General features: G+C 71.7%; 22 protein-coding genes. 10 read left to right on the top strand and 12 right to left on the bottom strand.

The annotated features are described in order from the left end of the window. Positions 1-19: 19 nt before the first annotated feature. The gene (locus ACFYY8_RS16450) at positions 20-280 is read left to right on the top strand and encodes a hypothetical protein (protein ID WP_352011564.1); all 261 of its coding nucleotides are present in this window, start codon (positions 20-22) and stop codon (positions 278-280) included. A gap of 36 nt (positions 281-316) precedes the next feature. On the opposite strand, the gene ACFYY8_RS16445 is transcribed toward ACFYY8_RS16450, so the two are convergent. Beyond that, on the bottom strand, positions 317-658 hold the full coding sequence (locus ACFYY8_RS16445) for a hypothetical protein (protein ID WP_390041450.1): 342 nt from the start codon (positions 656-658) through the stop codon (positions 317-319). Positions 659-867: 209 nt separating this feature from the next. Between ACFYY8_RS16445 and ACFYY8_RS16440 the strand changes: the two genes are divergently transcribed. Next, positions 868-2,211 (top strand): FAD-binding oxidoreductase, encoded by a 1,344-nt coding sequence (locus ACFYY8_RS16440; protein ID WP_390041448.1) that lies wholly within the window; start codon positions 868-870, stop codon positions 2,209-2,211. Between the two features lie 24 nt (positions 2,212-2,235). On the opposite strand, the gene ACFYY8_RS16435 is transcribed toward ACFYY8_RS16440, so the two are convergent. From ACFYY8_RS16435 to ACFYY8_RS16400, 8 genes are all read right to left on the bottom strand, one after another. Beyond that, complete coding sequence (locus ACFYY8_RS16435; RefSeq protein ID WP_352011561.1) at positions 2,236-2,892, bottom strand: TetR family transcriptional regulator C-terminal domain-containing protein; 657 nt, start codon at positions 2,890-2,892, stop codon at positions 2,236-2,238. A gap of 81 nt (positions 2,893-2,973) precedes the next feature. Further along, complete coding sequence (locus tag ACFYY8_RS16430) at positions 2,974-5,058, bottom strand: ArnT family glycosyltransferase (protein WP_390041446.1); 2,085 nt, start codon at positions 5,056-5,058, stop codon at positions 2,974-2,976. Next, positions 5,055-6,242, bottom strand: a complete 1,188-nt coding sequence (locus tag ACFYY8_RS16425) for a glycosyltransferase (protein WP_390041659.1) — start codon at positions 6,240-6,242, stop codon at positions 5,055-5,057. The genes ACFYY8_RS16430 and ACFYY8_RS16425 overlap by 4 nt, the downstream gene beginning before the upstream one ends. Before the next feature lie 244 nt (positions 6,243-6,486). Then, positions 6,487-7,833 (bottom strand): sensor histidine kinase, encoded by a 1,347-nt coding sequence (locus ACFYY8_RS16420; protein WP_390041444.1) that lies wholly within the window; start codon positions 7,831-7,833, stop codon positions 6,487-6,489. A gap of 15 nt (positions 7,834-7,848) precedes the next feature. Continuing rightward, the gene (locus ACFYY8_RS16415) at positions 7,849-8,562 is read right to left on the bottom strand and encodes a response regulator transcription factor (protein WP_390041442.1); all 714 of its coding nucleotides are present in this window, start codon (positions 8,560-8,562) and stop codon (positions 7,849-7,851) included. 43 nt (positions 8,563-8,605) lie between these two features. Further along, a complete protein-coding gene (locus ACFYY8_RS16410; RefSeq protein ID WP_390041440.1) occupies positions 8,606-8,818 on the bottom strand; it encodes a ferredoxin in 213 nt (70 codons plus the stop codon). Continuing rightward, positions 8,815-9,753: a cytochrome P450 gene (locus ACFYY8_RS16405; protein ID WP_390041438.1), complete on the bottom strand. Its 939-nt coding sequence runs from the start codon at positions 9,751-9,753 to the stop codon at positions 8,815-8,817. The genes ACFYY8_RS16410 and ACFYY8_RS16405 overlap by 4 nt, the downstream gene beginning before the upstream one ends. Positions 9,754-10,300: 547 nt before the next feature. Then, a complete protein-coding gene (locus ACFYY8_RS16400; protein WP_390041436.1) occupies positions 10,301-11,197 on the bottom strand; it encodes a LysR family transcriptional regulator in 897 nt (298 codons plus the stop codon). A 70-nt stretch (positions 11,198-11,267) separates the two neighbouring features. On the opposite strand from ACFYY8_RS16400, the gene ACFYY8_RS16395 reads away from it, so the two are divergent. From ACFYY8_RS16395 to ACFYY8_RS16380, 4 genes are all read left to right on the top strand, one after another. Then, positions 11,268-12,344 (top strand): YeiH family protein, encoded by a 1,077-nt coding sequence (locus ACFYY8_RS16395; RefSeq protein ID WP_390041434.1) that lies wholly within the window; start codon positions 11,268-11,270, stop codon positions 12,342-12,344. Positions 12,345-12,461: 117 nt separating this feature from the next. Beyond that, positions 12,462-13,400 (top strand): pseudouridine-5'-phosphate glycosidase, encoded by a 939-nt coding sequence (locus tag ACFYY8_RS16390; protein ID WP_390041432.1) that lies wholly within the window; start codon positions 12,462-12,464, stop codon positions 13,398-13,400. Positions 13,401-13,407: 7 nt separating this feature from the next. Further along, positions 13,408-14,358, top strand: a complete 951-nt coding sequence (locus tag ACFYY8_RS16385) for a carbohydrate kinase family protein (protein ID WP_390041430.1) — start codon at positions 13,408-13,410, stop codon at positions 14,356-14,358. A gap of 64 nt (positions 14,359-14,422) precedes the next feature. Further along, positions 14,423-16,084, top strand: coding sequence for a hypothetical protein (locus ACFYY8_RS16380; RefSeq protein ID WP_390041428.1), 1,662 nt, complete (start codon positions 14,423-14,425; stop codon positions 16,082-16,084). A 38-nt stretch (positions 16,085-16,122) separates the two neighbouring features. Here ACFYY8_RS16380 and ACFYY8_RS16375 read toward each other — a convergent pair whose 3' ends face one another. Next, on the bottom strand, positions 16,123-17,010 hold the full coding sequence (locus ACFYY8_RS16375) for an SIR2 family protein (protein WP_390041656.1): 888 nt from the start codon (positions 17,008-17,010) through the stop codon (positions 16,123-16,125). A gap of 788 nt (positions 17,011-17,798) precedes the next feature. Between ACFYY8_RS16375 and ACFYY8_RS16370 the strand changes: the two genes are divergently transcribed. Both ACFYY8_RS16370 and ACFYY8_RS16365 read left to right on the top strand, forming a co-directional pair. Beyond that, a complete protein-coding gene (locus ACFYY8_RS16370; RefSeq protein ID WP_390041426.1) occupies positions 17,799-19,028 on the top strand; it encodes an FxsB family cyclophane-forming radical SAM/SPASM peptide maturase in 1,230 nt (409 codons plus the stop codon). Then, positions 19,025-20,371 (top strand): HEXXH motif domain-containing protein, encoded by a 1,347-nt coding sequence (locus tag ACFYY8_RS16365; RefSeq protein WP_390041424.1) that lies wholly within the window; start codon positions 19,025-19,027, stop codon positions 20,369-20,371. The genes ACFYY8_RS16370 and ACFYY8_RS16365 overlap by 4 nt, the downstream gene beginning before the upstream one ends. 1 nt (position 20,372) lies before the next feature. Here ACFYY8_RS16365 and fxsT read toward each other — a convergent pair whose 3' ends face one another. Beyond that, positions 20,373-22,910 (bottom strand): FxSxx-COOH system tetratricopeptide repeat protein, encoded by a 2,538-nt coding sequence (gene fxsT, locus ACFYY8_RS16360; protein WP_390041422.1) that lies wholly within the window; start codon positions 22,908-22,910, stop codon positions 20,373-20,375. A gap of 260 nt (positions 22,911-23,170) precedes the next feature. Between fxsT and fxsA the strand changes: the two genes are divergently transcribed. Further along, positions 23,171-23,335 (top strand): FxSxx-COOH cyclophane-containing RiPP peptide, encoded by a 165-nt coding sequence (gene fxsA / locus ACFYY8_RS16355; protein WP_352011547.1) that lies wholly within the window; start codon positions 23,171-23,173, stop codon positions 23,333-23,335. 270 nt (positions 23,336-23,605) lie between these two features. Further along, positions 23,606-25,564: a tetratricopeptide repeat protein gene (locus ACFYY8_RS16350; protein WP_390041419.1), complete on the top strand. Its 1,959-nt coding sequence runs from the start codon at positions 23,606-23,608 to the stop codon at positions 25,562-25,564. Here the strand turns inward: ACFYY8_RS16350 and ACFYY8_RS16345 are convergent. Continuing rightward, complete coding sequence (locus tag ACFYY8_RS16345; protein ID WP_390041417.1) at positions 25,551-26,387, bottom strand: hypothetical protein; 837 nt, start codon at positions 26,385-26,387, stop codon at positions 25,551-25,553. The genes ACFYY8_RS16350 and ACFYY8_RS16345 overlap by 14 nt on opposite strands. Positions 26,388-26,447: the final 60 nt, after the last annotated feature.

Genomic DNA, 26,447 nt, shown 5'->3' with positions numbered 1-26,447 from the left:
GAGACGGAGGTGATGCACGATGCTGGACACGCTGTCTTGCCTTGAGAAGTTCGCCGCTGCGGCGCGGCAGCACGCCGATCTGGCCGTGCAGCGGGTCTCGTTCGACGACCCCGCCTACGTCTCGGTGCGCAACCGTTTCAGCAGCACCCTGACCGAGACCGTGACCTGCTCCCAGGACGGCGGGTTCATCACCTCGTGGGGTTACCGGCTCGGCAGCGCCGACAACATCGAGGACGCCGCCGCCCGGCTCGCCTTCCTGCTCGCCGCGCTGCCCGCCTGACCCCTCCCCCGGTCTCCGGACCTGGTCGGCGCCCCGTCAGCAGGGTCCTGGCGCCCTGGCTCCCCTGTTCCTGATCCAGCGTTCGAGGTTGCCCTCGCGGCCGCCGAGGATTCCCACGAGGTCCGTCCGCCCCCGCGGGTGCGCGTACAGGCACCATCTGTCGCCGGTGATGTCGCCGATCGTCCACGACCGGTGACCCGCGGGCCCGGGAGTCACGGCGGACGGTACGGCGGGCGCCTGGAGGCACAGGGTCCACGGCTCGCAGGCACGCCCGTCCGCCCGGGTGTCGGCCGCGGTCGCGGTCGCGGTGGCCCCCGCGGCCAGGATCACCAGCGCCGACAGCGTTCCCCTGATCCGCAGTCTCCGCAGGGCGTCCACTCCCGCCTCCCCTTCGAGATCGTCCCGGCGGGGCCGTCCCGACCGGCGGCACAAGCATGGCCCACTCCCCGTCTTCCCGGCGTCACGCCACGGAACTGTCCGTAACCGGCCAAATGGCGAACTCCCGTTTGCGGTCGACCTCAAACCAACCCCAAGTCGTCTCCAAATCGGTCACGCCAGAGTCGAGGCATCGACCGAAGGGATAGATCATGACAATCGGGAACGACCTGCGGCGCGCGGTCAGGGGGCGGGTGCTCGCCTCGGGCGAGGAGGGCTTCGACCGGGCCAGGGCCGCGTGGAACCTGGCCGTGGACCAGCCCGTCCTGGCCGTGGTCGAGGCGCGGGACGCCGCCGACGTGGGCGCCCTGGTCCGCTACGCCCGGCTGGCCGGGCTCTCGGTCTCCGCCCAGCCGAGCGGCCACGGCGCGACCGGCGACGTCGAGGGAGTGATCCTGCTGCGCACCGGCGCGCTCGGCGGTGTCGAGGTGCGACCCGAGGAGCGGCTGGCCCGGGTCGGGGCCGGCGTGCGGTGGAGCGAGGCGCTCTCCGCCGTGAGCCCGTACGGCCTGACCGGTCTCGCGGGCAGTTCCACGGCGCCCAGCGTGGTCGGCTACACCCTGGGCGGCGGGCTGAGCTGGTTCAGCCGCCGTCACGGGCACGCCGCCGACTCCGTCCGTGCCCTCGACGTCGTGGACGCCGAAGGGGAGGCGTTCCGGGTGGACGCGGACTCCGACCCCGAGCTGTTCTGGGCCCTGCGCGGCGGCGGCGGTGACTTCGCGCTGGTGACGGCCGTCGAGTTCGGTCTGCACCCCGCTCCCCACCTGTACGGCGGGCGTCTGATGTGGCCCGCCGAGCGGGCGGGCGAGGTGCTCGCCGCCTTCCGGGAGGTCACCGCCTCGGCCCCCGAGGAGCTCTCCGTCTGGTTCACACTGCTGAACTTCCCCCCGTTCGACTTCCTGCCCGATCACCTGCGCGGCAGGTCGATGGTGACGATCGACACCACCTTCCTGGGGGAGGCGGCCGAGGGGCGCGACCTGCTGCGCCGTTTCGAGGCGATCGGCGGGGCGGTCTCCGACACGCGGGGGCCGCTGCCCGTCGCCGCCCTGGGGAACGTCTGCGAAGAGCCGTCCGACCCCGCGCCCGCCCTCGGGCACGCGGAGCTGCTGACCGGCCTGGACGACGCCGTGGCCGGGGCGCTGCTGTCGGAGCCCATCGCCCCGCTGGTCAGCCTGCAGGTCCGGCACCTGGGCGGCGCGCTCGCCCGTCCCGTGCCCGGCGGCGGCGCCTGCGGCCATCTGACGGAGCCCTACTCGCTCTACATGTTCGGCGTCACCCCGGGCCCCGAGGCCACGGCCGCCGTGGAGACCCGGCTCAAGGAGATCGCCGGGAAGTTCGTGCCGCACACCAGCGGGCGCAAGCCGTACACCTTCCTGGGGGTCGGGGAGCGCGCGGCGGCGGCCTTCCCCGGCGACGTCCTGGCCCGGCTGCGGGACGTCAAGCGGGCCCGTGACCCCCGTGGCGTGCTGCGCGCCAACTACCCGGTCCTCGGCTGAGGCGAGGACGAGGGAGGTGAGGGGTCAGTCCTCGGGAGCGGGAGACTGCTCCTCGAAGACCGCGGGGCTCAGGCCGACCTCGCGGGCGGCGGCGACCCTGGCGTGGTGCAGCAACCTGCTCCGGGACATGCCGCCCGCGTGCAGGGTGTAGCGGACCACCAGGCCGTCGAGCATCCCGTCGATCCGCTCGGCCGCCCCCTGGGGGTCGTCACAGGTGAACTCGCCCGTCTCGGCCCCCTGTGAGATCACCTCGGCGAGGATCTCGATCCAGGCGCCCTCAAGCTCCAGCAGGATGGTCCTGACGTGCGCCTCGCGCACCCCGACGGCCCAGGCGTCGAGCCAGAGGATCCAGCTCTGGTCGGAGCGGGAGGCCGGGATGTAGAAACGCAGGACCCGGTCGAGCCGCTCGACGGCGCCGCCCCGCTCCGCCGCGATCTCTCTCAGCCGCTGGATCTCCGACTCGCTGGTGCTGCGGAGCATCTCGGTGATGAGGTCGTCCTTGGTGGCGAAGTGATAGTGGATCAGCCCGCCGCTCACGTTGGTGGCCTTGGCGATGTCCGCGACGCGGGTGCTGGCGAGCCCGCGCTCCAGCACCACCCGCCGGGCGGCCTCAAGAAGCTCGGCCCGGCGCTGGTCGGCCTGGTCCGCGCGGCTGCCGCGCGCCCCTCCTCCGCTCTGCACTGCGCAAGACTACAGCAGCGGGCACCGGGGCCCCGTACTACTTGACTGGCCGCCCAGTCAAGAGGCCCCGGTTCCAGGTCGTCAGTCTCCGCAGCGGTAGAGCGACCGGCCGTCCTGGGTGTCTCCGCCGTACTCGGCGGGGGCCACGACGGCGCAGTTGGCGCTCACCCACGCGGTGACCTCGGAGCCGCCCGAGTCGGGACCGCCCCGGCCGCCGCCGGGGATGACGTGGCGCAGTTCCCCCGAGGCCACCAGCGCCTTGAGCCGCTCGACCGTCATGGCGGGGTCGCTTCCGACGAAGCCGCCCATGGCGATGACCGGCAGGCCGGTGGACAGGATGGCCGAGGAGGCGCCCTGGGCGCTGCTCACCGCGACCAGCCAGGTCGCGCCGCCCATGTTCTTCCTCAGGTAGGCGATCGTCTTCTCGCTCATGCCACCTCCCGGCCCGCCGGGGAAACCACCGGGAAGGCCCTCGGGAAGATCCTTGGGGAATCCCTCGGGGAGGCCCTCCGGACGGTCTCCCCGGCGGCCGCCGGGGAACCCTCCCGGAAAACCGGCCCGCGTCCCGCCGAACCCGCCGGCCTGTGGCCCCGCGGTGGGGTTGGTGCCGTTGACCGCAGAGCCGAGCGGGGTCAGCGCGTACGCCGCGGGACCCGCCAGCCCGGCGAACAGCGCCGCGACCACGCCGGCCGCCGCCAGGAGCCGGGCGCGGCCCCGCCGGGGTCCCGGCCTCGGCCCGGACAGCGCTCCGGACAGCGCCGTGGCCGCCACCGCGACCGCCGTCGCCCCGGCGACCGCCCAGGCCAGCCAGGGCACGAAGTCCGGTGTACGGCGCAGCACCGTGAACGCCCACGCCCCGGTGACGGCCAGGGCGGCGGGCAGCACCCAGGCCCAGGCCCGCCGGGTCCGGCCCGCGCGCCACATCAGCACCCCGCCCAGCCCGGTCAGCGCCGCGACCGCCGGGGCCATGGCGGTGGAGTAGTACGGGTGGAAGGTGCCGCCGGAGAAGCTGAACACCGCGTAGTGGACCGCGAGCCAGCCGCCCCACAGCGGCAGCGCCACCCGGGCGGGGCACGGGGAGGCCCGTGCGGTGAGCACCAGCCCGGCGACCAGGGCGACGGCGGCGAAGGGCAGCAGCCAGGAGATCTGCCCGGCCATGATGTCGTTGAACAGCCGGCCCGCCCCGGGCGCGCCGCCGAAGCCCGCTCCCCCGAAGCCGCCGCCCCCGGGGCCTCCCTCTCCCGAACCTCCCCCGGCGAAGTTCTGCCCGAGGATCCGGCCGAGGCCGTTGTAGCCGACGACCAGGTCGCGGACGGAGTTGTCCGTGCTGCCGCCGATGTAGGGGCGCCGCTCGGCGGGCCACAGGTCGACGACCACCATCCACCAGGCGCTGGAGACCACCAGCGCGGCGCCCGCGGCGAGCAGGCGGCCGAGGCGGCGCGGCACCGTGCCGGGGGCCGTGGCGAGGTAGACGAGGGCGAAGGCGGGCAGCACCAGGTAGGCCTGGAGCATCTTGGTGTTGAAGGCCAGGCCGACCAGCACGGCCGACAGGACGAGGGTGCGGGTACGGCCCGTACGGATCGCCTCCTGACAGCACCAGGCCGCCAGCACCAGCAGCAGCACCAGGACGGTGTCGGGGTTGTTGTCCCGGTTGATCGCCACGGTGATCGGGGTCAGCGTCATCACCAGCGCCGCGATCAGCGCGGCCGCGTGGCCCGCCGTACCGGGCAGGGCCCGCCGTACGGCCGAGTGCGTCACGCCGACGGCGGCCACGCCCGCGACGGCCTGGGGCAGCAGCAGGCTCCAGGTCCCGAACCCGAGGATCCGCGCGGAGATCCCCATCACCCACAGCGCCAGGGGCGGCTTGTCCACGGTGATGAACGACCCCGCGTCCAGTGCCCCGAAGAAGAAGGCCTTCCAGCTGTGGGTGCCGGACAGCACGGCCGCCGAGTAGTAGGAGTTGGCGTGGCCGTTGCGGCCGAGCGCCCACAGGTGCAGTACGGCGGCCAGCGCCATGACCGCCCACAGGGCGGGACGCGCCCACGGGGGGTCGCCGGGGGCGCCGAGGAGGATCCGGCGGAGCGTCCCGGTCCGGGTCGCGGGCGGGACCGGGGGCTCCGAGACGGGGTCGCCGATGACGGGTGAGTCGTTCCCCGTGGTGGTCATCGGCCCGGCCTCCTCGTGCGGCGCGGGTTGAAGACCCAGGTGCGCAGCAGCAGGAAACGGATCAGGGTGGCCAGGGCGTTGGCCGCGACGACGGCGGTGACCTCCGCCGCGGCCGGGGCGCCCGGCGCCAGGCGGTGCAGCAGGGCCAGGCCGCCGGTGCTCAGCAGCAGACCGGCCAGGAAGGCGACGCCGCCCTCGAACTGGTGGCGCAGCGCGCCGGTGCGGCCGGTGACGCCGAAGGTGAAGCGGCGGTTGGCCGCGGTGTTGGCCACGGCGGTGACGAGCAGGGCGACGGCGTTGGCCGCGACCGCCGGCATCAGCAGCCGCAGCAGGACGAACAACCCGAGGTGGGCCAGGGTGCTGACCGCGCCGATCACCGCGAAGCTGGGCAGCTGCCCGGCCATGCCGGTGGGCAGCCGGGCTCGCTGGATCCTCGGCGGCACCGGGATCCTGGCCGCGCCGGACAGGGTCTTGCGGGTGACCCTGGCCATCCCTCTGAGGTCGTCCAGGACGGTCCTGAGGATGTCCACCCGGCTGTCGGGGTCGTCGGTCCAGTCGACGGGCACCTCGTGGATGCGCAGGCCGTGCCGTTCGGCCAGCAGGAGCAACTCGGTGTCGAAGAACCACTCCTCGTCCTCGACGGCGGGCAGCAACGCCTGGACGATCTCGGTGCGGGCGGCCTTGAAGCCGCACTGGGCGTCGGAGAAGCGGGCTCCCATGGCCGAGCGCAGCAGCAGGTTGTAGGTCCGCGAGATGATCTCCCGCTTGGGGCCCCTGACGACGTTGGCTCCCCGGGACAGCCGGGTTCCGATGGCCAGGTCGCTGTGCCCGGACAGCAGCGGGGCGACCAGCGGCAGGAAGGCGTCCAGGCCGGTCGAGAGGTCGACGTCCATGTAGGCGACCACGTCGGCGTCGCTGGCCGACCACACCCTGCGCAGCGCCCGCCCGCGTCCCTTGTCGTCCAGGTGCACGACGTGCACGTGGGGCAGTTCCCGGCCCAGGCCGACGGCGATCTCCCAGGTGGCGTCGGTGCTGGCGTTGTCCGCGATCGTGACGCGGAAGCCGTAGGGAAGGTTTCCCGACAGGTAGGCGTGCAGGCGGCGCACGCTCTCGGCGAGCACCCGCTGTTCGTTGTGCACGGGGACGACGATCTCGACCAGGCGGGTGCGCACGGACGCGGACATCTGCTTCACGCTGCCTCCCATGGGTGACGACTCGGATCTCTCATGTCCCCCAGGCTCATCGGGTGACCTTGGGCGATCCTGAGCCGATCGTTAACGACCGGTGAGAAAACCGGCGGACCCACGGGCGACGCGGGCCACCCCGAGACAACCGGGAAGCCGTCCCCGCGAACCAGGCCCCTTTCCTGGGACTTTTCAGGAAATTTCGGGACAAGCAGGGGGTCGAGAGCCCGGGTCAGGCCGATCCCTAAGAGCCGGGAAGCCGTACCCTGGCCAGGACACCGCCGCCCTCCGCGTTCTCCAGGACGACCTCTCCCCCGGCGTCCCGTACGGCCTGCGCCACGATGGCCAGTCCCAGCCCGGAGCCCGGCATGCTCCTGGCCGACGAGGAGCGCCAGAAACGGTCGAAGACGTAGGGCAGGTCCTCCCCCGCTATGCCGGGGCCGTGGTCCCTGACGGACAGCTCCCCCGCCGCGAGCCGTACCAGGACCGGACCCTCGGAGAACTTCACCGCGTTGTCGAGCAGGTTGACCACGGCGCGTTCCAGGGCGGCCCGCTCCCCCCGCACGTACCACGGTTCGAGCTCGACCCGGATCGGGCTCTCCTGGGCCCGCAGCCTGGCCCTGCGCACGGCGGTCTCGACCACCTCGTGGAAGGCGACCTCGACGTGCGGTTCGTGCTCGCTCTCCGAGCGCGACAGCTGCAACAGGTCTCCGACCAGCGTGGACATCTCCTCGAACTGGGCCTTGAGACCGGCCAGCAGCCTGCGTTTCGGGGCGGCCTCAAGCGGGCGGCCGGCGTTCTCGCTGCGCAGCAGCAGGTCGATGTTGGTGCGCAGGCTGGTGAGCGGCGTGCGCAGCTCGTGCCCGGCGTCGGCGACCAGCCTGCGCTGGCGCTCGCGGGAGGCGGCCAGGGCGGTGGTCATCGCGTTGAAGGAGGCGCCGAGGCGGGCGATCTCGTCGGTTCCCTCGACCGGGAGGCGGGTCTGCAGGTCCTCGGTCCTGGCGACGTGTTCGACGGCCTCCGCGAGGCGGCCGACCGGGCGCAGCGCCGTACGGGAGACGAACAGACCGGCCGAGGCCGCGCCGACCACGCCGAGCGCGGCGACCCCGGCCAGTATCCAGGCGAGCGTGGCGAGAGTCGACTGGAACTCGGCCAGCGGCCGGGACTCCATCACCGCCAGCCCCGAGCCGACGCTCCTGACGAGCACCAGGACCGGGGCGCCCTCGTCCGTCACGCCGTCGCGGAAGCGCTGCGTCCCCTCCGGCGCCTTCGCCACGGCCTGGTCGCCGGGCACGAGCCGGACCCCGGTGTAGCCGATGACGCACACTTCGCCGTCGGTGTCGATCGCCTGCAGGAGCTGGAAGCGGGGGAAGGGCGGCTGGTGCTCGGGAGGAGGGCTCGCGCAGCTGCGTTCGATCCACTCGGTGCCCTGAGGGCCCTTGGGGGCCTTCAGGGAGCGTTCCATCTGGTCGAGCAGCTCGGACCTGACGATGAACCAGCAGACGGCCGCGCACACCGCGATCGCGATCGCGACCGCCGTCGCCACCAGCAGGGTGAGCCTGGAGCGCAGGGAGCGGCGTTTCCCTCTCATGTTCCCACCGGCGGCTCAGGAGGCCCGCAGCACGTAGCCGACGCCGCGGACGGTGTGGATCACGCGGGGCAGCCCGGCGCTCTCGGTCTTGCGGCGCAGGTACATGACGTAGACGTCGAGGGAGTTGGAGGAGGGTTCGAAGTCGAAGCCCCAGACCTGGCTGAGGATCTGGTCGCGGGTGAGCACCTGGCGGGGGTGGAGCATGAACAGTTCGAGCAGGAGGTACTCGGTCCTGGTCAGTTCGAGCGGTTCGCCCGCCCTGGTCACCTCCCGGCTGGCGGTGTCCATCCGCAGGTCGCCGTAGCCGAGCACGGCGTCGTCACCGTCGTCGTGCGCGGCGGAGGCGGCCAGCGCCCCGCGCCGCAGCAGCGCCCTGACCCTGGCCAGCAGCTCGTCCAGTTCGAACGGCTTGACCAGGTAGTCGTCGGCCCCCGCGTCCAGCCCGGAGACCCGGTCCCCGACGGCGTCGCGGGCGGTGAGCATGAGCACCGGCACGTGGTTGCCCGCCGCCCTGAGCCTGCGGCAGGCGGTCAGCCCGTCCAGCCTCGGCATCATCACGTCGAGCAGGACCAGCTCGTACGGCTCCCGCCGCAGGACGTCGAGTGCGGCCTGACCGTCCTGGGCCAGGCCGACCCGGTAACCCTCGAACTCCAGGCTGCTCTGCAGCGCCTCCCTCAGCGCGGGCTCGTCGTCAACGACCAGCACCCGCGCCGTCTCACCGTCGCCCATGCCCCCAACGGTAGACCGCTCTCATGAGAGACGGATGAGGACCTCAGCCGTCCTCACGCAGGCTGAGGGCCCTGGCCGGGCAGAGCCGCACCGCGTGGCGGATGCCGTCGGCGACGGCGGTGCCGGTCTCGGTCTCGGTGTCGCCCACCAGCCTGACCAGACCGTCGTCGCCGGAGTCGAAGACCTCCGGCGCGGCGAGCACGCACTGCCCCGCGCCGACGCAGCGCTCCCTGTCGACGACGATCCTCGCGTTCACCACGCCACCGGCAGCTCACGGACGCCGAAGATCGCACCGGCGTACTTGAACGGCAGATCGTCGTCGGCGCCCACCACGCGCAGGCCGGGGATCCGTTCGAAGAGGGTGCGGTAGGCGATCTCCAGCTCGGCGCGGACGAGGTTCTGCCCGAGACACTGGTGCACGCCGTACCCGAACGCCATGTGGTTGCGCGCGCCGCGCCGGAGGTCGAGGTCGTCGGGCCGGTCGAAGACGCGGGCGTCCCGGTTGGCCGAGGCTCCCAGGACGAACAGGCCCTCACCCGCCCTGACGACCTGGCCGCCGATCTCCACGTCCTCGGTCGCGACCCGGTCGAAGCCCACCCAGTCCACGATCGAGAGATAGCGCAGCAGTTCCTCCACCGCCGTCGGCCAGCCCGCCGGGTCGTCGCGCAGCGCGGCGAGGTGGCCGGGGTTGCGCAGCAGCGTCAGAACACCGAGCGAGATCATGTTGGCCGTGGTCTCGTGCCCCGCCACGAGCAGCTGGATCGTCATGCCGACCAGGGCGTCGTGGGAGATCTCCTCACTCTCCTGGGCGGCCGTCACGAGCCGTCCGACGAGGTTGTCCCCCGGCTCGCGCTCGGCCTTGGTGACCAGGACGTCGAGATACTCCCAGACCTCCGCGGCCGCCGTGACGGCCTCCTGCGTCGAACTGCTGCCGACGGCGATCATCGTGTTCATCCGGTCGCGGAAGAAGTCGCCGCCCGCTTCGGGCAGCCCGAGCATCCTGCAGATCGTCAGCGACGGCACGGCCAGCGCGAACGCCTCGACGAGGTCGGCGGAGGAGCCCTGCTTGAGCATGTCGTCGATGAGCCGGTCGACGTCCTCCTGAATGCCGGGGCGCATCTCCTTGACCTGCCGGACGGTGAACTCGGGGATCAGCAGCCGCCGGTAGACAGTGTGCCCGGGCGGATCCATATCACCGAAATGTCCCTGCTGATACTTTTCCCGAAAGCGCAGTTCCTCCTCGGAAGGGGATTCGATCACCAGGGCGGCCATCGGATGTCCCGGATTGGTCGGATTAGTGCTGATTCGGGGGTCAATGAGAACCTGCTGCGCCTCGCTGTGCCGGGTCACGAGCCAGACCCGACCGCCGGGAAGTTCCGCCCTGACCAGCGGACCCTCCTCCCGGAGGCGCGCGTACTCGAGCGGCGGCGCGTACGGACAGGTACGGGGGATGGGAAAACTCTGGGTCATAAGGCTTACTCCTCACGGACCGAGCCACTCCACTTACCACATGAAAGTAGGGACGGGGGCAATGGCCGTCAAGGTATGACATAAACCAGAAAGTGCATAATGGCAATAAATGTCCGGCGAATTTATATAAGGGAACCAATTCAGCAGGTAGATGGTTTTGTTCGCCGAGCGGGACGGCCGGTTCACCCGCGGCGCTCCGGCTCCCATGCCAAGGTGGGGCGCCCTCCCCCGGAGTCCCACGGCGAAGGGAACGCCGCCCTCCCGAGGCTCACTCCCGTGCGGTCGCCAGGCTGATCCTCAGCAGCGTCGCCGCCGGCCCCGTCGGCGTACGGCCCCGCCGCCAGATCGCGCGCAACCGGCGTTCGAGGTCGATGCCCTTCGTCACGACCTCGATCAGGCGTCCGGTGGCCAGCTCGCCCTCGACGGCGTAGCCGCTGAGCACCGCCGGGGCGGCCCCCTCACCGGCCGCCCCCTTGACCGCGGCGTTGGAGCCGAGTTCGAGCCGGGGCGCGGCCACCTCGTGCCCGGCCAGCGCGCGATCCAGGGTCTCCCTGGTCCCCGAGCCCCGCTCGCGGACGACCAGCGGCGTCGCCGCGAGCTCAGCCGCCAGCAGCGCCGTACGGCGGCGCGCCCACGGGTGACCGGGCGCGACCACGACGACGAGCCGGTCGGTCGCGACCACCCTGAAGGCCAGTCCCTGCGGAACCGAGGGACCCTCGACGAAGCCCAGCTCGATGCCCGCGCCGATCAGCCTGGCCACCTCGGCCGAGTTCTGCACGTCCAGCCCGACCTGCACCTGGGGCTCGCGGGTCTGCAGCTCCCCGAGCCAGCGCGGCAGGAGGTACTCGGCCACGGTCATGCTCGCCGCGATGTGCAGGTGGGCCTCCCTGCCGTGCCGTACGGCCCGCGCGCCGCGCATGAGCTCCTCCGCGGCGGCCAGCACCTGCGACGCCCAGGCCGCGATCATCACGCCCTGCGGGGTGAGGGTCGAGCCGCGCGGGGTGCGTTCGAGCAGGGGCAGCCCGAGGCGGCGTTCAAGCAGCATGATCCGCTTGCTCGCCGACGGCTGGGCGATGCCCACCGCCCTCGCCGCCTGGCCGAGACTGCCCAGGCGTTCGACGTCGACAAGCAGCCGCAGGGACTCCAGATCGGGCAGGTCACTCATAGCCCTAGGCTATGACCTTCCAGGTAGAGCGCGGCTACCGGCCACCCCTGTCCGGTTTGAGACTCGGAACATGTCCCTCCTCCCGCTCTCCGCCTCCCGTCGCCGCCCGCCCCCGGCCGGACTCCTCGCGGGCCCGCCCCAGGTCACGGCGATCCTGCGTCTCCTGCCCGGTCTGGCCCTGACGGCGTGCGCCGTGGCCGTCGCCCAGTGGGCGGGCCGCGCGCTGCCCGGGGTGAGCCCGGCCGTGGTCGCGGTGGTGCTCGGGGTCGCGCTGGGCAACCTCACCACACCGCCCGCCGTGTTCGGCGCGGGACTGCGCTTCGCCTCCCGCAGGCTGCTCCGCCTGGCGATCGTGGTGCTCGGGCTGCAGGTCGCGCTGCCCGAGGTACTGGCGCTCGGCTGGCGGCCCCTGGCGCTGGTCGCCGTCTCGACGGTCTGCACGTTCGCCCTCACCCGGTGGATCGGCCCGCGAATGGGGGTGAGCCCGCGCAGGTCGCTGCTCATCGCCACCGGCGTCTCGGTCTGCGGCGCCGCGGCGATCGCCGCCATGCGCGAGGTGGCCGACGGAGACGACGACGACGTGGCCGGCGCGGTCGGCGTCGTCGTCCTGTACGGCAGCGCCGCCCTCGTCGTACTGCCCGTGTTCGCGCGGCTCGCCGGGCTCTCGCCGTACCGGCTTGGCCTGTGGGCGGGCGCCTCGGTGCACGAGGTCGCCCAGGTCGCGGCCATAGGCGCGACCGCCGGGGCGGGGGTGCTCGCCTGCGCGGTCATGGTCAAGCTGGCCAGGGTCGCGCTGCTAGCCCCGCTCGTCGCCCTCACCTCCCTCACCCTGCGCCGCCCGGACCGTGCCCGAGACCGTGATCGGAGCGGCGACCGGAGCGGGACACGGCGCCCGCCGCCGGTGCCGCTGTTCGTGCTGGGTTTCCTGGCGGCGGCCGCGGTCAGGAGCCTGGGAGTCGTACCCGGCGGAGTCGTCGAGATCGTCCCCCAGGTGACCGCGCTGTCGCTGGCGGCGGCACTCTTCGCGCTGGGGACCGGGGTGAATCTCAGGACGCTGGCGCGCGGTGGCCGTTCCCTGGCCCTCGGCGGACTGGCGACCGCTGTCATCGGCGCTATCTCACTGATCGGCGTCCTCGCCATCGGCTGATGTCCCGGTAGACGCCATCCGATATCCCCCGTAACGTGCTCTTTCTGGAACAAGCAGCTTCTTTACCCGGTTCCACCGAGCAGCCATCCAGGCAGGACGAGGAGACAGAACCCGCTCATGCGTACCACCGAGCAGCCCATCGACAGCGTGCTCCGCCCATCCGACGAGGTGGCCGAGGCACTGGCGCAGGGCGCCCCGGTCGTGGCACTGGAGTCCACGATCATCTCGCACGGCCTGCCCCAGCCCCGCAACCTGGAGGTCGCGCGGGAACTTGAGGGGCTCGTCCGCGAGGCCGGGGCCGTACCCGCGACGATCGCGGTGCTCGACGGCGTGGCGCGGATCGGCCTGGACGAGGACGGCCTCAAGCGGATCGCCACCGAGCCCGGCCTGCGCAAGCTCGGCTTCCGCGACCTGGCGGTCGCCGCCGCGCTCGGCTCAAGCGGCGCCACGACGGTCTCGGCGACCTCCTTCCTGGCCGCCAGGGCGGGCATCCGCGTCTTCGCCACCGGCGGGCTCGGCGGGGTGCACCGTGAGTGGACCGAGACCCAGGACGAGTCGGCCGACCTCGACACGCTGAGCCGTACGCGGATCACCGTCGTCTGCGCGGGCGTGAAGTCGATCCTGGACGTGCCGGCGACCCTGCAGCGCCTGGAGACCCGGGGCGTCGGCGTCGCGGGCTTCCGCACCGGCGAGTTCCCCGGCTTCTATCTGCACACCTCCGGTCAGCCCGTCGACTGGCGCATCGAGACGCCCGAGCAGGCCGCGGAGATCATGCGGGCCCAGGACGCGCTCGACGGGCCCGAGTCCGCGCTGATCGTGGCCAACCCGGTCCCGGTGGACGAGCAGCTCGACCCGGCCCTGCACGACCGGGTCCTGGCCGAGGCGCTCGCGGAGGCGCGGCAGCGCGGGGTGACCGGCCAGGCCATCACCCCGTTCCTGCTGGAGTACCTGGTCAAGGGGACGGACGGCGCCTCGCTCGAGGCGAACCTGGCCGCGGTGCGCGGCAACGTCCGCCTCGCGGGACGGATCGCGGCGGCCTGGAGCCGGGGAAACTGAGGCGATCGTGGCCGGATCGGGTCTGCTGGTCATAGGTGACGTCGTCACCGACGTCGTCGCGCTGCACGAGGGTCCGGCGCTCTCCGGACTGGCCGTCGGCACGGACACCGCCGCCGACATCGTGCTGCGCCCGGGGGGCTCTGGGGCCAACACCGCCTCCTGGGCCGCCCACCTGGGCGCGGACGCGCGGATCCTGACCAGGGTCGGGTACGACACCGGGGAGTGGCACGCCGCGGAACTGCGCCGCGGCGGGGTCAGGACGCACCTGCGCGTCGACCCCGAGCGCCCGACCGCCGTGGTCATCGCCATGGTCGATCCGACGGGTGAGCGGTCCATGCTCACCAACCGGGGCGCCGGCGGGCACATCTGCGCCGACGACTGGGAGGAGGACCTGCTCGACGGGGTCGGTCACCTGCACCTGTCCGGCTACACCCTGTTCGCCGAACCGGGCCTGCAGCTGTCCAGGCTCGCCCTGGAGCAGGCCGTGCGGAACGGCGTGTCGATCAGCGTGGACCCGGCCTCCACCGGGTTCCTGCGCTCCTTCGGTCCCGAGCGGTTCGTCAGGGAGACCTCGGCCGCCCAGCTGGTCATCCCGAACCTGGACGAGGCGCGGCTGCTGACCGGCGCGGACGACCCGGAGAGCGCCGCGGGCCGGCTGAGCCTGCGCTACGGCGCCGCGGCGGTCAAGCTGGGCCCCGGCGGGGCGTTGCTGGCGCGGAAAGGAAAGTTGACCGCACGGCTTCCCGGACTCACCGCGGAAGTGGTTGACTCGACGGGAGCGGGTGACGCGTTCGCCGCCGGTCTGCTGACCGCCCTCCTGAGAGGGGACGACGACGAGGCCGCGCTGGACGCGGGACGCCGCGCCGGAGCCGAGGCCGTGACAGCGGTCGGCGGTCGGCCGCGTATTCTCACGTCTGGTTTGGCGTCCACCGGCTTTACCCACTCTCATGCTAATTGATAGCTTGCGGCGTAGGCTGCACCATTAGCCACATGTGTCACTTTGGGGAGGTTGCGGTCCGCCGATGGATGCCGAGTCATCGATCTGCCTGAGCGATCTGGTCCCGGCCCTGCGCTGGAGCAGAGCACAGCAGGTCGCCGAAGCCCTGGCCGATCCCCGCCTGCCCGCGGGATGGTGGTCCTCGGTCACCCTGCCCAAGGCCCTGAACTCGGCCGGACTCGACTGGGTCTGCGACCGGCTGGCCCGTCTCTCGATGTCCAGATGGGACCACCTCCCCCTGAGCGACGTCCTGCCGGCCCTGCACGTGCACACCGTCGATCCCACGCTGCCCGGCTGGCCGGAACCCGCCCGCGCGGCGATCACCGGCCTCGGCGGCTGGTCGAGGCTGCGCCGCCTGACCGCCGGAGACCTGGGCGGCTCCTCCCTGCCCACCACCCCGGAGATCGTGATGACCGCGGTCTTCCGTGAGGTGCTCAGCCAGATCCCCGGGATCGCCGTCCCCCCGGCCACCGAGGCGCCCGCGCAGGCGGAACGGCCCGCTGCGGAGGCACCCACGGCGGCCCCCGCAGCGGCACCGGCAGGGGCGCCCGCACAGGCCGAGCAGCAGGAGCCGCAGGCACCCGCCGTACCCCAGCAGGCCCCCGCGCCCGAGCCTCAGGTCAGGCTCAGCGACTACCCGCTGGTCGGCCTGGTGGACAACATGTTCCGCGACTGGGGCCCGCTCGAACGCGCGGTCGCCGTCGACCGCCTGTTCGCCGTCGACCCGATCAGCCTGCGTGCCCTCGCCCACAAGCTCAACGCCGACCTCGGCGCGCTGTCGGTCGCCCAGCGCGCCGCCGAGGAACGCATCCTGCTGTGGCTGCGCTCCTCGGAGTCGGCCCCGCTCACCGGCCACATGTTCGGGCTCACCGAGTGGCTCGGCGCCGCCGCCACCCAGGAGCAGCTCATCGGCGCCGACCCGGCTCATCCCATCGAGGTGCCCACACTGCGCACCCCGCTGTGGCGGGTGCTGGTCACCCTCATGCCCGACCGGCGGCTCCAGGACGGCTGGCTCGTCGTCGGCGACCTGGGCGGTCTGCGGGACCGCACCCGGCAGCTCATGGGCGGCAAACCGGCCGACTCCGAGACGGTCTCTCTGATGGAGCAGCGGCTCGGCATCCGCACCCACTCCGCGCAGGCCTGGCTCGACGCCCTGGCCGCCAGCGCGGAACGGGGCGCGGCCGTCCCCGAGGCCGCCGCCGAGCCCGGCAACAGGCAGTTGCCCCGCCGTACCCCCGGAGCCAACGGACACCACCACCACCGGGGCGGCCAGCCGATCCCGCAGGTGAACGCCAACGCCATCGACCCCCGCGCGGCCCTGGCCACGCTGTCGGCCCTGTCCGGCAACACCAGGCCCCACCTCATCACCAGCCAGCGCGCCCCGCTCCACCCGCCGACCAGCCCTGCCACCGACCCGAGCCGCTGGCAGCGGATAGAGGTGACCAGCGAGCACCTGCGCGGCGCCCCGGTCGCGGTGCCCGAGGGGTACGCCACCCAGCTCGGCATGCGTCCCGGCACCCTGCTCTCGGTCACCGGCCCCGGTGACAACGCGGTGGTGCTGGTGTGGCGGGACCACCCCGTCTTCGACTCCCTGCAGCCGGTACTGATGCGCCTGAACGCGCGCCCCGGGGACCAGGTGTACGTCACGGTCGACGGCTACCGCCTGGACGCCCAGCTGCCGTCCTGAGGAGGCGGACGGTGGGCGGCGGTCGCCGCCCACCGGGTTCACGGGACCGGCCCCATCCGCCGTCGCAGCTCGCGGCAGAAATCCCTGGCCGTCCCCCAGAAGATGGATATCCGCCAGTCCTCGTAGTAACGGGCCACGTCCCGCTGGATCTGCAGGATGTCCGCCCTCGCGCCGGCGGGGGACGGCGCGAGCTGCACGCTCACGTGTCTGCGGCGGTTGATGCCGGGCACGGCCTTCACCAGGCTGTGGAACAGGAAGCGGAAGGTCCAGTCCTGCAGGCTGTACCCCATGAAGAGGATGGGCCTCCTGGTCAGTGCCTCCAGGATCGAGGTGGGCAGCATCCGCTGCCCGTCGGCCGCGCTGTCCAGCGCCAGGTTGGCGACGAACTCCAGGTAGTCGTCCTCCACCAGCACGATCGAGGCCGGGTCCCCCAGCCTGCCGTGCAGGTGGTAGACGAGCGGCCTGTCAGGCCGGGGACCGCTCCCGTCCCCTGCGAAGAGGTCCTTGGCGTAGGCGAGCCCGTCGTTCCAGGCGCACACCGCGACGTCGGGGCTTTTCCCCGCCGCCTCAAGCGACCGGAAGATGAAGTCGTCGTAGTTGGTCGTCAGATAAACCGGCAGCGGAAAACTCGCCAGCAGGCTGTGCGGTTCCAGCGGATCGAGGAAATCGGGTACCGCCCCGGCGTCCAGTTCCTGGCAGACCAGCCGTTTGACGTACACGGGGTCGCCGTAACGCATGGCCGCGAACTGCGCGACCCGGGGAAGGTCGTAGTCGTTGTCGAATGGATAATCCCACCGGCGTGCCATGTTCCGGCTGAGCGCCGTCCCCGTGGGAAGGACACCGGCGCAGGCGCCCGACCCGAGAAACGGTGTGCAGTCCCCGTGCTTCAGCTGGTCGAGCAGGCGTTCCCACTCGGCCTCCCCCATGTCGTGCACCTAGGGCACCACCTCGGAGACCGGGATTCCCGCGGAAACGGCTCCCCGGCGGCACGTTTCCGCGGGTACGGCGCCCCTCCACCCGTGGAGCGCGCCGCCTTGCCGTAGGGGAGGGGCGGAACGCGGCCGCGCCCGCCTTCTCGACCGACGTGAACGTCCGGGGGCGAGGGAGGGGTTCACCTCACGCCTCTTCCCCGTATCGCGGCCCCGGCGTTTTCGCGTTTTCCCGGTGTTCGGTCAACGAGGCACGGAACCTGGGGAGCGATCGGCCTCTTCTCAACGCCGTGAATATATGATCTTCACGCCCCATCGCGCCTCACATTCAGATTTCGGTCAACCAAAAGAACACCATGACGCTATTCAAGGGAGCCTGCACCTTTTAGTGGCTTACGCGATTCTGTAATACCCCATCCCGTAAATCAACCTCCGGCGCCGACGGCGCTTTCCCCGGGAGGAGGACACCTCACCGCGGGGAGAGGGATCCGCCTCCGTGGCCTTGCGGCACGCGGGGCCCGCTTCCCGAGAACGGGCCCCGGCGCCCGAAAATCACTCTATTTTACGAAATATCCTGTATATCCGTACAACATACTTACCGATGCCAACTCCGCCCCCACCGGAAACTTCATCCCGAACAGCGGCTCACGTCCCGATCGGGACGCCGCGAATTTCCGTACAGGCGTTCGGCCCGCCCTCCTCAATGCCCCCGGGCACTTTTCCCCTATGCTGTAATCCTCCTGAGGCGTCACACGACCTGGTCTCGAAGCGGAGGCTGATCAGCGGTGCGCGAGTGGCCTTCGAATCTGGATGTCGAGGGTCTGACGGCCGGAGGCTGGCAGCCGACTCCGTTCCGCCAGTTCGTAGTCAAGATTCACAGCCGTTGTGATTTGGCATGCAAGTACTGCTATGTGTACGAAATGGCGGATTCAAGCTGGCGTGACCGTCCCAAAGTCATGTCAGCCGAGATTCTCGCCGCCACCGCGGCGAGAATCGGCGAGCACGCCCGCGCCCACGACCTCGACTCCGTCGAACTCGTCCTGCACGGCGGCGAACCGCTGCTCGCCGGTCCGGAGCCGATCCGCGAGATCGTGACCCGCGTCCGCGCGGAGACGGGTCACGGCACCCGCCTGAAGGTCAGCCTCCAGTCCAACGCCACCCTGCTCGACCTTCGCTATCTCAGGCTCTTCGACGAGCTGGGGGTCCGGGTCGGGGTGAGCCTCGACGGCGACGAGGCGATGCACGACCGCAGCCGCCGCCGCGCCAACGGCCAGGGCAGCCACGCGGCGGTCATGACGGCCCTCGGGCTGCTGACCTCGCCGGACTTCCGGCATCTCTTCGGCGGCCTGCTGTGCACCGTCGACCTCAGAAACGACCCGGTCGGCGCCTACGAGGCCCTCGCCGCCTTCGATCCGCCCGCCGTCGACTTCCTGCTTCCGCACGGCAACTGGTCGGCGCCCCCGCCCGGCCGGGAGGCGGACGCCCCCGGCACACCGTACGCCGACTGGCTGATCCGGGTGTTCGACCACTGGTACGGTACGCCGCGCCGGCGCACGGACGTCCGGCTGTTCGGCGAGATCATCCACCTGCTTCTCGGCGGCTCCTCCGCGAGCGAGCAGGTGGGGCTGTCCCCGGTCGCGATGGTGGTCGTGGAGACCGACGGCGGCGTCGAACAGTCCGACCTGCTCAAGTCGGCCTACCAGGGTGCTCCCGAGACGGGCCTGCACGTGACCCGCGACCCCTTCGACGCCGCTCTCGCGCTGCCCGCGATCGCCGCCCGCCAGATCGGCGCCCTCGCGCTGGCCGCCGAATGCCGTGAATGCCCGGTGGGCGGGGTGTGCGGGGGCGGGCTCTACGCGCACCGCTACCGCGCGGGCAGCGGCTTCGCCAACCCGTCGGTCTACTGCCCGGACCTGCTCCACCTCGTCGGGCACGTCAGGAAGACCGTGGAGAAGGACCTGGCGGCCCGGGTGAGAGCCGCAGCCGAGAGAGCGCGAGACGAAGGAGCACGATGAACCTGCGTGAACACCGGATTCCGGGAGAGATGTTCGCGGAGCTCGCCCGGGGCGGCGGCGGGACCGCGGCTGTCACGTGCCTGGCCGCGGCCCAGCACAGCAAGCACGTCCTCCTCGTGCGCGGGGTGCTGGAGGCCGCGCGGGCGTGCGGTCATCCCGAGGCCGCCGCCACCCGCCGTGCCTACGACCTGCTGGCCACGATCCAGCGCGCGCACCCCGACGTCGTCAACGCCGTCGTCCGCCATCCGGCCGTGGGCGCCTGGGCACGGCGTACGATCAAGGCCCTTGAGGCCGGGGCTCCGGAGGCCGCGCCCGGCCGGCTCGCCGCGCTCGCCGCGGTCGCCGCGATCCGTTCCGGCACGACCTGCGACATCGACGTCCCCGCGGTCGAGGGGGTGGTCACCCTGCCGTCCCTGGGACAGGCCGTCCTGTCGCCGACCGTCTCCTGCGTGACGGTCCAGTGCGATCCGGAGTGCGCCGAGGTCACGGCGGAGGGGGTGATCGTCCGCATTCCCGCCGACCCCCGGCAGGACGCCCCCGGCTGGCGGGGGATGCGGGCGTTGTCCGCGGAGACGGACGGCACCCCGATCAACGTCGTCATCGACGACATCGACCCCTACCGCATGCCGGAGACCACGAACATGGGCGAGCGCCTCACCCACGCCGAGGCGGGGCGCTGGCAGTCGACGCTGCACAGGGCGTGGGACCTGCTGGTCCGTCACCATCGGACCACCGCGGAGGAGGTGGCCGCGGCCATAACGGTGCTGACCCCTCTGCGGCCCCCGGCGCTGGGACAGTCGAGCTCGACCTCCAGGGAGACCTTCGGCTGCGTCGCGCTGTCGGCCCCGCCCGACGCCTCGACCCTGGCCGTCACCCTGGCGCACGAGACCCAGCACGCCAAGCTCTCGGCCCTTCTCGACCTCGTCCCGCTGACCATGCCCGACGACGGGTCGCGTTACTACGCCCCCTGGCGTGAGGACCCCCGCCCGGTTCCCGGTCTTCTCCAGGGCGCCTACGCCTATCTGGGGGTGACCGACTTCTGGCGGCGTCAGCGGCACCTGGAGACGGGCCAGGCCCGGGTGCACGCGGACGCCGAGTTCTCCCGGTGGCGTGAGGCGGCCTCCATGGTCGCGCGGACCCTCATCGACAGCGGAAGGCTGACCGCCCCGGGCAGGACCTTCGTCACCGAGATGGCGCACCGGCTCGACGACTGGGCGGGCGAACCGGTCCCCGCGGGCGCGCGGGCGATCGGTGAGGAGCGCGCGAGCCGCCACCGCGCGCGCTGGCTCAGGAACAACGGGCGGGCGGACATCTCCCCCGTGCCCCCTCCCCCGGGCACGTGAGTCACAGCGCGGGCGGGTCGAAGTCGAAGTCGAGCCGCTCACCGCGCATCGCCACCTTCACGTCGGGATGCTCGTTGGTCAGCACACGCTGGTAGCGCTCGAAGGTGTCGACCGCCAGGATGTCGGCCCATTCCTGCTCGCCCTCGGCGCGCAGGTCCGCGATCAGGTTGATGGCGCAGGCCAGGGTCAGCGGATGGTCGGTGCCCAGCAGCGCCCGCAGCTGCTCCAGCGTCCGTCCGCCCAGCTCTCTCGCGGTGTGCGTGTCGCCCTGGGCGGCCAGGTCGCTGGCCAGGTTGATGGCGCAGGTGAGCGAGTAGTGGTGCTCCCTGCCGAGTCTCGCGTCGAAGCCCGCCAGTGATCTGCGGTCGAGTTCCGCGGCCTCGTCGACGTCCCCGTTGACGCGTATCAGCAGCGCGAGGTTCATGTCGCAGCCGTACTTGAAGGGATGGTCGCCGCCGTAGATGCGGGGGTAGCGGTCGGCGGTGTCCCGCAGCAGTTCGAGCGCCGCGGTGACCTCCCCCGTCGCGCGCTGCGCGTTGGCCAGGCACAGCGCCGCCGCGAGGGTGTCGGGATGGTCCCTGCCGAAGGTGCGCTCCTCGCGCTCGAAGGTCCGCTGGGCGATCTCCAGGGCCTCGTCGGTGAGCCCCGCCCTGCGTTTGGCGATGGACAGGTCCTTGGCCGTCCGCAGGGTCCAGGGGTGGTCGCCGCCCAGTTCCTGGACGCCGAACTCGTAGGCGTCCTGACCGAGGTCGCAGGCCTCCGAGTAGTTCCCGCTGAGCCTGACGACACGGGCGAGGCCGTTCCAGGAGGACAGCACGTTGGAGGTGCTGGCGTCCGAGTTGGCCAGGCTCTGCAATCTGTAGGCGTTCTCCTGGAGTTTGCGCGCCTCGACGTAGTTGCCCAGCAGGAGATAGTCGATGGAGAGGTTGTTCATCGCCCGCAGGGTCCGGCGGTGCCGAGGACCGAAGACGATCTCGTGCTGGCGCCAGGACTCCTCGTCGTGCCTGAGCGCGGCGGCGAAGTCCCCCCGGGTCCGCAGGTCGCCGCCGTGACTGTTGGTGAGCAGGAGGGTCTCCTCGTGCTGCTCGCCGAGGATCGTCCGCATGCGGTCGAGGGTCCTGCGGTTGAGCTCGTAGGAGGCGCGGTAGTCGCCGAGCTCGCGCAGGACGATGCCGAAGTGCCGCTGTGCGGAGAGCACGTACTGGTCGTCGGGACCGCTGTCGGCCCGCCACCTCTCGATGAGGCGGCCGACCAGGTCGCTGGCCGACTGGTAGCTCCCCGAGGAGTAGAGGTAGCGCACCATGTCGAGGGCGAAACCGCGGATGCCGGGCTTTCTGCTGCTCTCCACGTCGGCGGGCGTCACGTGCCCCAGCAGCTGGGAGTATCCCTGCCACAGGGCGTTGTCGTCGGGAAGGCCCGGCGCCGCCGCCGCCAGAAGCAGGTGCGCCTCGTCGCGGTAGGCGGGGTGCTCCCGGGGGTCGAGGCCGTCGCGCAGCAGCGCCTGGACCAGCCGGTGGACCTGGATGGTCCGCGCGTCCGAGTCGATGCGCGCCAGGGCGTAGCGGCCGAGCTCCCTGATCGCCTTGCTCAGCAGGATCGGGTTGGCCAGGAGCGCGCCGAGCTTGGAGTCGGAGGCGAGGTCCTCCGGCAGTCCCTTGAACACGTCCCTGGGGATGGGCTCGGGGCCGAAGAAGGCGCAGCATCGCAGCAGTTCGACCGCCTCGGGCAGTTTCGCCTGGAGCTGCGAGACCGACAGCGACCACGCCGCCGTCATGGACAGCGGGTAGTCCGAGGGTTTGTTGGCGTCGAGCAACTGGGTCGTCTGCTCACGGAGCAGCCGGAAGTACTCGTCGACCGACATCCCGGTCTCCGCCTGCAACGCCCCCGCCTGTTCGAGGGCCAGCGGCAGGTCACCCAGTTCCTCGGCCAGCCGCTCCGTCTCCTCGGCGCCGACCTTCCCCGGCAGCCGCTTGCCGAGGAACTCGACGCTCTCCTGCCTGCTGAACACGTCGACGGGCAGGGTCTCGACCACGCTCCCCCACGAATGGTTGCGCGAGGTGATCAGCACGTGCCCCGGCCCTCGGGGCACGATCTCGTTGATCTCCTCCGGCTGCTCGGCGTTGTCGAAGATGAGCAGCCACTTGGAGTACGGCCTGCCCCTGCGCAGAGCGTCGAGCACGGCGGTGAACGCGTCCTCGATCCCGGTCGTGGTCAGGGACGGCAGCCCGAGGTGCGGCGCGAGACCGGCCAGCGAGGAGCGCACCAGTATGGGCTGGTCCGCCGGAATCCACCAGACCACGTCGTACTCGTGGCGGAAGCGCCAGGCGTACTCGATGGCCACGTGTGTCTTGCCCACTCCGCCGAAGCCGTGCAGGGCGTGGGGGACGACCGCGGTGACGTCGGACGTGACCGACTCGTGCAGTCTTTCGAGCAGGCTCTCCCGGCCGGTGAAGTTCTTGTTCTGCTGCGGCACCTTGCCCCAGACCTGGGGCTGGCGTCCCGGTGTCCGGGAACCCTCCGACGATTGTGCAACGGACACGCGACCGCCTCCACTCGCCCGATCCGAGATGAGTTTAGACTTCCGAACACGGCGCGCACCCATACAAAGAGGCCAGACTCCCGTTTCAATGCCGCTAAATATGTTTTAGGGAGCAAATCGCCCGACTTCTTTGGTGAGCGCGGGTCGCCGGTCCCCCGATGTTAGGAGCCCCCGGCCGGACATGGAAGGATGACCGGGTAAGCCGAGCGGGCGGAAAACGGCACGGACGCCGGCCTCGCCTCCAAGCGCCAGGAGTCCAGATGAGCGAAAAGGCCACAGATTTCAGCAACGGCCTGATTGACGTCACCTCTTTGAACCTCGCCGACCTCGACCGGGTCGACGACTCTCGCCTCAGCCAGGCCTTGCGGCGACTGCTCGACACCGAGGAAACCGGTCCGGTCGCCGGTTTCCAGTCGGCCATATAACGCCGTTCCATCCGGCCGGGAAATGCGCCCGGCGGCCGTGAGGCCGGGCTTTCCGAACCCGGCCGGCGGCGATCGCCTCTCCCGCCGACGGAGGAGACCGGAACCGATCCCCCCGGCGACTGGCCCGTTCTTCTCGTCCGCCTTATCGTGCGAAAAGCCGCTCCATCCCGAACGACCGTACGGCTCGATCTTCCTGGCCACCGCGCCGGAGCTCCCCAACGGCCCCGGCGGAGACAAGAACGGACGGGCGCCATGACGGACCCGGCGCAGGTGAGAAGCGAACCCGTCCAGCCCTACGTGGGGCTGCGTCCCTATCTGCGGGCCGACCACGCGCGTTTCTTCGCACGCGAACGGGAGACCCGTGAGGTCGCGACCATCTGGCAGGCCGCCGGGCTGACCGTGCTGTTCGGAGCGTCGGGGGTCGGCAAGACCTCCCTGCTGCACGCCGGGGTGCTGTCCCGCATCGAGACCGAGCGGGCGGACGTGCTGCCCATCGCCCGGGTCTCCCCGCGCGGGCTCTCCCCCAGGGGGACGGCCAACCCGTACGTCCTGGCGCTGCTGTCCGCGTGGGCGCCGGACGAACCGTTGTCGGTGCTCGCCGGGCTGACGGTCTCCGAGTTCCTCGCCAGGCGCCCCGAGCGGACCGACCGGTACGGTGACCCCGTACCGACCCTGGCGGCCGTCGACCAGGCCGAGGAGCTGTTCGGCGGCCCGCTTCGCGGGGAGGAGGACCGCGGCGCCCTGCTCGCCCAGCTGGTCCAGGCCGTGGACGAACATCCCGGACTCCACCTGCTGCTGTCGCTGCGCGAGGAGCACCTGGCCGCCGTGCTTCCGTACGAACGCCCGCTGGGCCGGGGATCGCGGGCGCGTTTCCACCTGCTGCCCTTCACCCCCGCCGCGGCCCTGGACGCCGTGACGAAGCCGATCGAGGGCACAGGACGGTTCTTCGCCAGGGGCGCGGCCGAACTGCTGGTCAACGACCTCCAGACGACCGTGATCGCCAACGACGAGGGGGACCGGACCACGCTGACCCTGAAGTCCATAGAGCCGGTCCAGCTCCAGGTCGTCTGCTCCGCGCTGTGGGAGTCCCTGCCCCCCTCCCTGCGCGAGATCACCTCCGAGCACGTGAACCTGCACGTGAACGTCGACCGGTTCCTCACCGGGTTCTGCAGGACGGCTCTCGACGCCGTCGCCGCCGAGCACGACGTGCCCCCCGCGGAGCTCGGATACTGGCTGCGCAACGCCTTCGTCACCGAGCACGGCACCCGCAACACGGTCTACGAGGGCCTTCAGGAGACCGCGGGCATGCCCAACGCCGTCGCCAGGGCCCTGGAGGACCGTCATGTCCTGAAGGCCGAGCACCGGCTGGGAATCCGCTGGTACGAACTGCAGCACGATCGTCTCATCAGCTCCGTCCGCGGACCGGAACGCCCCGCCTCCTACCTCAGGGACGCGCGGGAGCTGCTGGCGAGGCAGAGCTGGGAGAGCGCGGGGAGGCTCGCCCAGGAGGCGGCCCGTGTCGCGGAGTTCGACGAGGTGTGGGTGCGGGCCGAGGTGAAGGCCATCCTGGGGGAGGTCGCCGCCGCCCGGGGCGAGGTGGAGACCGCCCGCGCGCATCTCAGGGAGGCCGCTGAGACGTTCGCGGTGCTCCAGCGCTTCGACGGGGTGGCGCGGGCGCTGACCGCCGACGGGCGGCTCAGCATGGCGCAGGGTGAGTACGCCGAGGCCGTCGACGTGCTCAAGTCCGCCCTGTCGTGGGCCCCGAACGACATGTTCGTCCAGTCGGCGCTGGGGCAGGCCCTGTGGTGGCTCGGGCAGCCGCTCGCCGCCCTCGCGATGCTCAACGGAGCGGTGAACCTCGCCGGGGAGCCGCCGGTCGAGGCGCTGGCGTTGCGCGGTGAGATCCTCGCCGATCTGGGCAGGTCCGATGAGGCGTTGCGTGACCTGAACCGGGTGCGGCACCATCAGCGGGCCGGCACGGTCGCGGCCAGGGCTCTGGCCCTCGCCCAGGCGCAGCGGCTCGACGCCGCCGAGCAGGAGATCCTGGACGCCACGGGCGCGGAACCGCGCAACGGGCCGGTGCTGCTGCGGGCCGCGCGGGTCAACGCGCTGCTCGGCAGGACGGGGGTCGCGGCGGATCTGGCCGTCCGCGCGCTGGAGGCGGGCGATCCCGGGCTTCCGCCGCACCTGCGCGGGCAGGCAGGACAGCTCCTGCTCAGGTCCGCCTGACGCCCGGCGCCGGGTTCTGCAGGGCTCGCTCCCCGGCCTCCGCCGTCTCGGCGGGGAGAACGGGGACCGGGAGGACGTCGTGCCGGGCCGCGTTCCAGATGTGGTCGAACTGCTCGACCCAGTATCCGTACCAGCGCTCGTCGCGCCCGCGGGTCAGTTCCAGGTGCATGCGGGAGGAGGTCGAGAGGTTGTGGAAGCCGTGGATCTCCACGATCACCCGGCCCGCCGGGGTGTCCGGGTCGAGGAGCACGAGGCTGAAGCCGGGGCTGTAGGACAGCAGGCGGTAGTCGAAGGCCCCCGCGGTCTTCCAGCGGCTCATCAGCCGCAGCCGTTCCATCGTGGTCTCCAGCGCGGCGGGCAGTCGCTGGACGGGGAACTCTACCGACTCGTCGAGCTGCCTTGACGCCTGTCTGACCGACGCCTCCTCGCGGGGGTCGAGGACGACGATCCTGACCCTGCCGTTCTCGCGCCGCAGCACGCTGTTGCGCAGGATCTCGCAGGTCTGCGCCGACAGCAGGTTGACGGCCGAGGGGGCGAAGACCCGGACGTCGCGCACCCCGGCGAACAACGACGCCGCCGGGACCGTGTCGTAGACCGACCGGTCGTACAGGACGCCCTCGGCCATCTCGGGGGTCTCATCGGGAAGCGAGCGGTAGATCAGCAGGCCGAGTCCCGACAGCAGCACCGCCCACCTGAAGTCGTCGTCCAGCCTGTCGCTGAAGAGCGAAACCAGGGCGTAGAGGACGGCGACGACGGTCAGGGCGTGGGCGTCGATGTTCCGCCGCTTCCTGAGGTCGCCGGCGACCCGCCGCAGCCATCCCACTTCGCCCCCCGGCTCCTCGGTCGTCCCCGGTCGTGGTGCCGATTGTCGCCCGCACCGGAC

Origin of the sequence: Streptosporangium sp. NPDC001559, from assembly GCF_042893955.1 — a bacterium.
In the GTDB taxonomy this organism is placed as follows: Bacteria; Actinomycetota; Actinomycetes; order Streptosporangiales; family Streptosporangiaceae; genus Streptosporangium.
This window is presented reverse-complemented; position numbering and strand designations above follow the sequence as displayed.